This window comes from Arthrobacter sp. JCM 19049 (assembly GCF_001310435.1).
The window spans coordinates 1-1,057 of sequence record NZ_BAXF01000641.1; the positions used below are offsets into that span (position 1 = coordinate 1).

General features: G+C 70.3%; 1 pseudogene. It reads left to right on the forward strand.

Features of this window, described 5'->3' with window-relative positions:
* A pseudogene (locus tag JCM19049_RS15170) lies at positions 1 to 1,057 on the forward strand (alpha/beta fold hydrolase); the annotation flags it as partial.

Genomic DNA, 1,057 nt, shown 5'->3' on the forward strand with positions numbered 1-1,057 from the left:
ACCGCCAGTCCCTGGCGCTGCGCGGGGACGCGGCCGCCCAGGCGCACTACCTGCGCTTCTTCCGGGCCGATTCGATCGTGCGCGATGCGGAGGCGCTGCGCACGGCGCTGGGCATCGAACGCTGGAGCACGCTGGGCCAGAGCTATGGCGGGTTCTGCACGCTGAGCTACCTCTCGCTCTTCCCGCAGTCCCTTCAGCGCTGCCTGATCACCGGCGGGCTGGCCTCGCTCACCGCCGACGCGGACACCGTCTACCGGGCCACCTACCGCAGGATGGCCGAACGCAACGCCGAGTACTTCACCTGGTACCCGCAGGACCGCCAGGTGCTGCAGCGCATCTACCGCCACGTGCGCACCTTCCACGATGAACGCCTGCCCGATGGGCGGCCGGTGACGGTCCCGCTGGTGCAGATGCTCGGGCAGTACCTGGGCGGGAACACCCGGGTGCATTCGCTGCACCATGTGCTGCAGGAGGCGTTCATCGACACCCCGGGCGGCCGCGGCTGTCGGACACGTTCCTGGGGGTGCTCTACGACCAGGCCAGCCGTGCCGCGAACCCGCTCTACGCGGTGCTGCACGAATCGATCTACGCCCAGGGCCAGGCCACCAACTGGGCCGCGGAACGGGTGCTGGAGGAATTCGCGGAATTCAGCCCGCAGGCCGAGGTGCCGCTGCTGACCGGTGAGATGGTGTACCGCTGGTACTTCGCCGAGGACCCGGCGCTGCGCCCGCTGGAGGAGACCGCCCGGCTGCTGGCCGAATACGAGCACTTCACCCCGCTGTACGACCTGCAGGTGCTGGCCCGGAACCAGGTGCCGGTGGCCGCCGCGGTCTACCACGACGACGTCTACGTGGACCGCGAGCTCTCCCTGGACACCGCCAGCCGGGTGCGGGGCCTGCAGACCTGGGTGACCAAGGCGTTCCACCACGATGGGATCGCCGACGAGGGCGCGTACATCTTCAAGCGGCTGCTGGACATGACCAACGGCGTCGACCCGGATGCGGCGCTGAAGTCCGCCACCGGCCACGGCTCCCCCGGCGCGGCCGTCGCGGACCCC